The following is a 7,027-nucleotide window of genomic DNA, read 5'->3' as shown; positions in this document are numbered from 1 at the left end:
AGGCACACAAGCCAATTTACAAGGTTTTTTAGACAAAGCTATAGCCTTAAATTTACGTAATAGTATTTTTATTGATATTACTGCAAGCGAAGCCGTATCAAATTTATATGCTGAGTATTTAAAAAATAGTATTGCGGTAGTAGCTTGTAATAAAATAGCATGCTCTAGCGATTTCGAAAACTATAGCAATCTAAAACACTTATCTGTAAAATACAATGCGCCATTTTTATTCGAAACTAATGTGGGTGCAGGCTTACCAGTAATAAATACACTAAACAATATGGTAGCCTCTGGAGATAAAGTAACCTCTATACAAGCCGTATTATCGGGGAGTTTAAACTTTATCTTTAATAATTATACCGATAAAAGAAACTTTCATGACATTGTAAAACAAGCACAATTTGAAGGCTATACAGAACCTGATCCAAGAATTGATTTAAGCGGTATAGATGTTGTTAGAAAAATTTTAATTCTAGCCAGAGAAAATGGCACTAATATAAATGTAGAAGATATTACTAACGAGTCCTTTTTAACTGAAAAAAACTTAAAAAGTAATACTGTAGACGATTTCTACGATTCTCTCATTGAAGACGAAGCGCATTTTAAAACCTTATATGCTGAAGCTAAATCTAAAAACTGTCAATTAAAATACGTTGCCGAATTTAATAACGGAAAAGCAAAAGTAGGCTTAAAACACATTCCTGAAGGACACCCGTTTTATAATTTAAAAGGGAAAGATAATATTGTAATGTTTTATACAGAACGCTATCCAGAACAACCTATGATTATAAAAGGAGCAGGTGCTGGTGCAGATGTTACAGCTTCTGGCCTATTTGCAGATATTATTAGAATAGGAAATAATTAGAGGAATTAGGAAAACTATAAAATAGATTATCATTACAAAGATGTAGGACGTGCAATCTGTTAAATGATTAACGATTGAAGAACAACGAGTAACGATTTTTGAATTACTTACTCTTACGAAGTTCAAGTTTTAATATTGTCATTCCTATGCAGACAAGAATACACTTAAGGTAATAAAGTATGATATCAAATACATTGTAAATTGATACACTAGCGTCAGTTAGAGTAAAATTCTTTTTTCAAGAATTTTGTATCGAGAACCATTAAAACAATAATTAAGAGATTCCCGTCTTTACGGGAATTAAAAAAGATTACCGCTTTCGCGGCAAATAGATATGAAAGAAATAAAAATATTTTCACCAGCAACAGTAGCAAATGTGTCCTGTGGTTTCGATGTGTTAGGCTTTTGTCTAGATACCATTGGCGATGAAATGGTTGTTCGTAAAACCGAAACCAAAGGTATTACTATAACAAAAATTGAAGGCTACAATTTACCATACGAAGCAGAACAAAATGTAGCAGGAGTTTCTGCATTGGCATTAATAGAACATGCTAAACCCAATTGTGGCTTTGAAATAGAAATCTATAAAAATATAAAACCAGGAAGTGGTATTGGTAGTAGCTCGGCAAGTGCAGGAGGAAGCGTATATGCTATAAACGAACTATTAGGAAAACCATACAATACCACAGAGTTAACCTATTTTGCTATGAAAGGAGAAGCTTTAGCCAGTGGTAGCGAACATGCCGATAATATTGCTCCTGCCCTATTTGGAGGTTTCACTTTAGTAAAATCATGCGAGCCCTTAAAAGTATTACAACTTCCTACACCTAAAGCATTATATGCTACTATAATACACCCAGAGATTGAAATAAAAACCGCAGAAGCTAGAGCCATACTACCAAAAAACGTTCCATTAAAAAGTGCTATTACACAATGGGCAAACGTAGGAAGTTTAGTGCATGCTATGCATACTAACGATTATAACTTATTAAGTCAATCGTTAAACGATGGCATTATAGAACCCTACAGACAACAATTAATTCCACATTACAATACCATAAAAACCGAAAGCATAAAAGCAGGAGCCTTAGGCTGTGGTATTTCGGGTTCTGGCCCTTCAATTTTCACATTAAGTAAAGGTGAAACCAATGCAAAACAAGTTGCAGAAGCCATGCGTAATGTATATTCCAAAACCGATATAAATTTCAATATTTATGTTTCTAAAATAAATACAGAAGGCATAAAAGCACTAACTACTAACCACTGAATACTGAATACTGAATACTGAATATGAATTATTACTCTTTAAATAAAAAAGCACCAAACACATCGTTTAAAGATGCTGTAATAAAAGGGCTAGCACCAGATAAAGGTTTGTACTTCCCAGAAACAATAACACCTTTACCACAATCGTTTTTCGAAACTATAGACAACTTATCGTATACAGAAATAGCTTATAAAGCCATTAAACAATTCGTCTCTCCAGAGATTCCAGAAACCGTTTTAAAGACCATTATAGATGAAACCTTGTCCTTTGATTTTCCTGTAGTAAAACTTAATAATGCAATTTCTACATTAGAGCTATTTCATGGTCCAACTATGGCGTTTAAAGATGTAGGCGCACGTTTTATGGCGCGCTGTTTAGGCTATTTTAATAAAGAAAACACAAACGAAGTTACCGTTTTAGTCGCTACTTCTGGAGATACAGGTGGCGCTGTAGCCAATGGTTTTTTAGGCGTAAAAGGCGTTAACGTGGTTATTTTATACCCAAGCGGAAAAGTAAGCGATATACAGGAAAAGCAACTCACTACATTAGGGCAAAACATAACCGCTTTAGAAGTAAATGGCACATTCGATGATTGCCAAGCTATGGTAAAACGTGCTTTTTTAGATGATACAATAACCTCGCAAATGCAATTAACATCTGCAAATTCTATAAATGTAGCACGATGGTTACCACAACTATTTTACTTTATGTTTGCTTACAAACAATTGCATAATACCCACAAAAACATTGTATTTTCTGTACCTAGTGGTAATTTTGGTAATGTTTGCGCTGGTATGATGGCGCAGCAATTAGGCTTACCAATACAGCATTTTATAGCCTCAAACAATGCAAATAATGTGGTAACAAATTATTTAAAAACCAAAGAATACACACCTAAACCCTCTGTACAAACCATAAGTAATGCTATGGATGTTGGAGACCCAAGTAATTTTATACGCATACAAGAAATTTATAACAACAATTTTAAGGCCTTACAAAGTAACTTATCCTCTTATAGTTTTACAGACGAAGACACTAACGTAGCCTTAAAAGAAATCTATGACTTATATAATTATGTAGCAGACCCGCATGGAGCTGTGGGTTACTTAGGCTGCAAAGCATATTTAAAAAATAATCCCAATGCACATTGTGTATTTTTAGAAACAGCACACCCTACTAAGTTTTTAGATATTGTGGAAGCCGCAATTAACGAAAAACAAGACCTACCAGCACAAATACAGGCAGTAATGCATAAAACAAAAGTGGCGACAAGCATAAGCACTTATAAGGATTTAAAAACGTTTTTATTAAGCTAAAAGAATTACTGTTTTAACATTTAAAAAGTGTTTTTTAGATACAAACCCGATAATTATTGGATTTGTATCTAAAAATCTAATTCCTTAGCCTTGTACATAAGTACAAATTGAAAGTTTATATTCTAGTATAAAAAAGGTATTTAATATCTGTAACCAATCATAAAATTTAGCATCAACCTTAACTTGTTTTAGGTTCTCACCTAGACGCATTTATGTTTTTAAGTATTATGTTAAAACAAGTTAAGCTTCGCGTTATAAATAGTATTATAACACGAAAAGGATAGTCGGTAAAAATATTATGTTATTTAATATTCATCTCACATAAAAATATATTGTAAACAAATAGTACAAAATATATTTTACATTATAAAAACACCTTAGTTCCTTAACTAAATTTCCATACAAAAAGTTAGCGTTCCATTTTTATGGAGAATAACAAACTAAATAGACCAACACTCCAAAAATTTAATTTTCGTAAAACAAACTCAATTAGGTTTCACGTACTAATTAAAGCTTTTCTAGCTTATTATGTACCTTATCTATTTCTGTATCTATATATGCTTGTGCATAATGCACATACCTATTAAACGAGTTACTTGCATGGCTATGCCCACTAATTTTACGCACTAAATGCTCTGGCATACCTAAAATTAATAAAGTAGTAATAGCCGTTCTACGCATCATGTGCGAACTCATTTTATCGCAAAACCTAATACCTTTTACAGATGCCCCTTTAGGTTTCCCTTGTCTTTCTCTAGATACTTCTATAGGGTTTGTAAACCCTGCCTTCTCTCCTATTTGCTTTAAACTTCTATTAAAAATAAACAAGCTAATACTTCCAAAAACAGGCGTTTTTGCCGATGTCTTTTTATAATTTTTATAAATAGCAATGGCATAACTAGGTAATTTTATAAAACTATAAGTTTTGGTCTTTTGCGACTTTATCTTTAAATACCACTCCTCCCCTTGCTTTTCAAAATTCTTGTTCGTTAAATTAAAAATATCCGAAAACCGAAGTCCTGTTGTACAACCAAATACAAAAACATCCTTAATACGCCGCATTGCAGGAGTTAAACTATTGGTAAACTCAACATCATGAATTAAAAACTTTAATTGCTCTGGAGACAATACCAAAATATCCACTTCCTCTTTGCGTACATAAAATAAACGCTGAAAATCTCCAGTAGGAAAATCTTTATCATTCTTTAAATAATTAAAAAAAGTACGAATCATTTTTATGTTAGCCCCTACATAATTATCAAAACACCCTTTTTTATAGAGAAACTCTGTAAATTTTTTATAAAACTTTTTCCAATAGTTCTTCTCCGAGCCTAATTCCCTTTTATTTAATTTTGAAGCATCGCAAATACGAAGCTCAAAACCCGTGTCTGTTGTAAACTGTATTAAATTATTAAGTGTATATCTATAATTGTCTATAGAACCTTTGGTAATACGTTCTCCATTTTTTTTTAAGCGCTTACCTGTTTCACTTTCTCTTATAAATTGCTTAAACAGAGGAACAATTGGAGTTGTTGTTTTCATAAAATAATAGACCGTTAAAAACAATAAAATTTATCTTTTTATTTATCAAAAAAAGAGGTACCTTTATTACAAATATAAGGCTTAAAATAGCAATATTATGCAGTTTTAAGCTTGTATTAAAACAATTGAACGTTCTTATTTTATTGAATGTAGTAGTACTTTTGATTACTATTCTTTTGGTATGCTAGTACCTAATCGTAATGGGAGTAGTGATGGATATAGGTATGGCTTCCAAGGGCAGGAAAAAGATGATGAGATTAAGGGGGAAGGGAATTCTGTAAACTACAAATTTAGAATGCATGATCCTAGGGTTGGGAGGTTTTTTGCTGTTGACCCGTTAACAAAAGATTATCCTCACTATACTCCTTACAGTTTTAGTGGTAATAAAGTTATACACGCTATTGAATTAGAAGGCTTAGAAGAAGCTATTTTAAGTCAAATTGAGAATGCAGATTATAGTAAATGGTATGATGTTTTTCTTCCTAAAAGGTTTTCTGACATGTTACAAGGCGGAAGAAAAGCAGAAGCTCTCCAAAATTTCAAATACCCAAAAGAAAGAAAACAACCAGGGAAAAATATCACAGGAAATTATTTTGGAGATATGGCTGTATATCTATTAGGGGCTAATAGAATTATTGAAGCTAATAATGGAAATAGAATGGCAAAAAGCCAATTAATTCTTGAAGCACCTCTGTTTTTTCTCCCTTCTGCAAGAACATCAACATTATATCGTAGTGCAACCAAAAATCTATTTAAAAGTACGAAAGGCTATCAAAGATATTTTAGAGTGCAAGGAGGGGGAAGCTTTGACCGTGTTTTTATTGATGATTTAGGAAATGTAACTTTTAGAAAAAAGGGAAATATAAGTTTAAGTAGAGGGAATTTAGACCATGCAAGATATTTTCAAGGAATAAGAGGAGACGAATCAAAGATTTTTTCTTTTGAAATTCCAGACTGGCTTGATAATATGGTTGATGAGTATACAATACCTCAACCTTTTGCAAAAACAAACCCATTATATCAAAGAGGATTAGCTCCAAAACTGGTTGACCCTAGACAACCTGGAACTTCAATTGAGTTTCCAAATGTTTGGGGTCGATGGTTTGAAGAAAATATAAAACCTAGAAGTGGAACAATAATTGACTAAATTATGATTGAGAATAAAAAAGCAAATTACGAAGAGTTATTGATTTGGGGTTATCCAAAAGGGGATATAAATGATATAAACGATATTTTAAGAAATGAATTTTCTAAGATAATGGAAATGCAATCCGCATTTAGTTTAATTATCGAATATAAAAATGAGGGAATTAAAAGATTGGGTTTTTTTTTAGACTGTAAATTTTCTAATGAAAATATAGAAAGAATTTATAATTTTTGTCAAGAAAATATAGGAGAAATTGATATATTTTATTTTGAAGATTTATCAAATGAATTAGAAGAGGAAATTCAAAAAAAATATTTACCTTTTTACAAAAAAAATGATGGAATATAGAATACAAAATAATAATCAAATAGGATTTCCTTTTAATGAACATTGGAAAAGTTTTTTTATTAGTTTAAGCCCCAATATTGATTTTATTGATGATGATGATTATAATTTTAAGTATTTAACAGAAGGGAAAATAGGTATTTCGTTAGAAGACCATTTTATTCATATTTGGTTTGAGGAAGAAAAATTTAATAATCAAAGTAGTGAAAGAATTGTTCAAGAGTTTTGTTATAATCTACGTAAGCGTTATGGAGATAAGATAGAGTCGCAATCTATATAACTCCCAGCTACCGCTAGAATCTTTCTAGTGGCGGTATGAGTAAGCAGCAACAATAATATTTCTAGTATAGATAATTACAAATAAACAAAAGCTTTTACAATAATTTTGTAGAAGCTTTTGTATTTTAGAGTAATGAGTAGAAATTATAAATTCCACAATAAATCTGGTTTATACTTTGTGTCTTTTGCTAGGCACTAATCGTCAAAACCGCAACAAAAAGGTTCCAAAGTTGGAACAAGTATTGTAAATAAAGGGTTTGTGGCTA

Annotated in this window: 6 protein-coding genes and 1 pseudogene; 6 read left to right on the top strand and 1 reads right to left on the bottom strand. The window is 31.5% G+C overall.

Annotation, left to right across the window (positions count from 1 at the left end; translation table 11 throughout):
- From ACVC2P_RS11925 to thrC, 3 genes and pseudogenes are all read left to right on the top strand, one after another.
- Positions 1–865 (top strand): annotated as a pseudogene (locus ACVC2P_RS11925) (bifunctional aspartate kinase/homoserine dehydrogenase I); the annotation flags it as partial.
- Positions 866–1,199: 334 nt separating this feature from the next.
- The gene (locus tag ACVC2P_RS11920) at positions 1,200–2,132 is read left to right on the top strand and encodes a homoserine kinase (protein ID WP_452598694.1); all 933 of its coding nucleotides are present in this window, start codon (positions 1,200–1,202) and stop codon (positions 2,130–2,132) included.
- Between the two features lie 23 nt (positions 2,133–2,155).
- Positions 2,156–3,448: a threonine synthase gene (gene thrC, locus ACVC2P_RS11915; RefSeq protein ID WP_452598693.1), complete on the top strand. Its 1,293-nt coding sequence runs from the start codon at positions 2,156–2,158 to the stop codon at positions 3,446–3,448.
- Between the two features lie 507 nt (positions 3,449–3,955).
- Here the strand turns inward: thrC and ACVC2P_RS11910 are convergent.
- Complete coding sequence (locus tag ACVC2P_RS11910) at positions 3,956–4,990, bottom strand: tyrosine-type recombinase/integrase (RefSeq protein WP_452598692.1); 1,035 nt, start codon at positions 4,988–4,990, stop codon at positions 3,956–3,958.
- Positions 4,991–5,105: 115 nt separating this feature from the next.
- Between ACVC2P_RS11910 and ACVC2P_RS11905 the strand changes: the two genes are divergently transcribed.
- From ACVC2P_RS11905 to ACVC2P_RS11895, 3 genes are read left to right on the top strand one after another with little or no spacing between them, the layout of a single operon-like run.
- On the top strand, positions 5,106–6,137 hold the full coding sequence (locus ACVC2P_RS11905) for an RHS repeat domain-containing protein (RefSeq protein ID WP_452598695.1): 1,032 nt from the start codon (positions 5,106–5,108) through the stop codon (positions 6,135–6,137).
- Between the two features lie 3 nt (positions 6,138–6,140).
- The gene (locus ACVC2P_RS11900) at positions 6,141–6,485 is read left to right on the top strand and encodes a hypothetical protein (RefSeq protein ID WP_452598691.1); all 345 of its coding nucleotides are present in this window, start codon (positions 6,141–6,143) and stop codon (positions 6,483–6,485) included.
- Complete coding sequence (locus ACVC2P_RS11895) at positions 6,472–6,762, top strand: hypothetical protein (RefSeq protein WP_452598690.1); 291 nt, start codon at positions 6,472–6,474, stop codon at positions 6,760–6,762. Before ACVC2P_RS11900 ends, ACVC2P_RS11895 begins: the two co-directional genes overlap by 14 nt.
- The last annotated feature ends 265 nt before the right edge of the window (positions 6,763–7,027 follow it).

Source organism: Pontimicrobium sp. MEBiC01747 (assembly GCF_053601635.1).
The sequence above is the reverse complement of the archived record's forward strand: the minus strand, read 5'-3'. Positions and strand labels throughout refer to the sequence as shown.

Bases quoted from the DNA above. Each gene is read 5' to 3' on its own strand.
- thrC (WP_452598693.1), top strand. From the start codon at position 2,156: ATGAATTATTACTCTTTAAATAAAAAAGCACCAAACACATCGTTTAAA.
- ACVC2P_RS11900 (WP_452598691.1), top strand. From the start codon at position 6,141: ATGATTGAGAATAAAAAAGCAAATTACGAAGAGTTATTGATTTGGGGT.
- ACVC2P_RS11895 (WP_452598690.1), top strand. From the start codon at position 6,472: ATGATGGAATATAGAATACAAAATAATAATCAAATAGGATTTCCTTTT.
- ACVC2P_RS11910 (WP_452598692.1), bottom strand. From the start codon at position 4,990: ATGAAAACAACAACTCCAATTGTTCCTCTGTTTAAGCAATTTATAAGA.
- ACVC2P_RS11920 (WP_452598694.1), top strand. From the start codon at position 1,200: ATGAAAGAAATAAAAATATTTTCACCAGCAACAGTAGCAAATGTGTCC.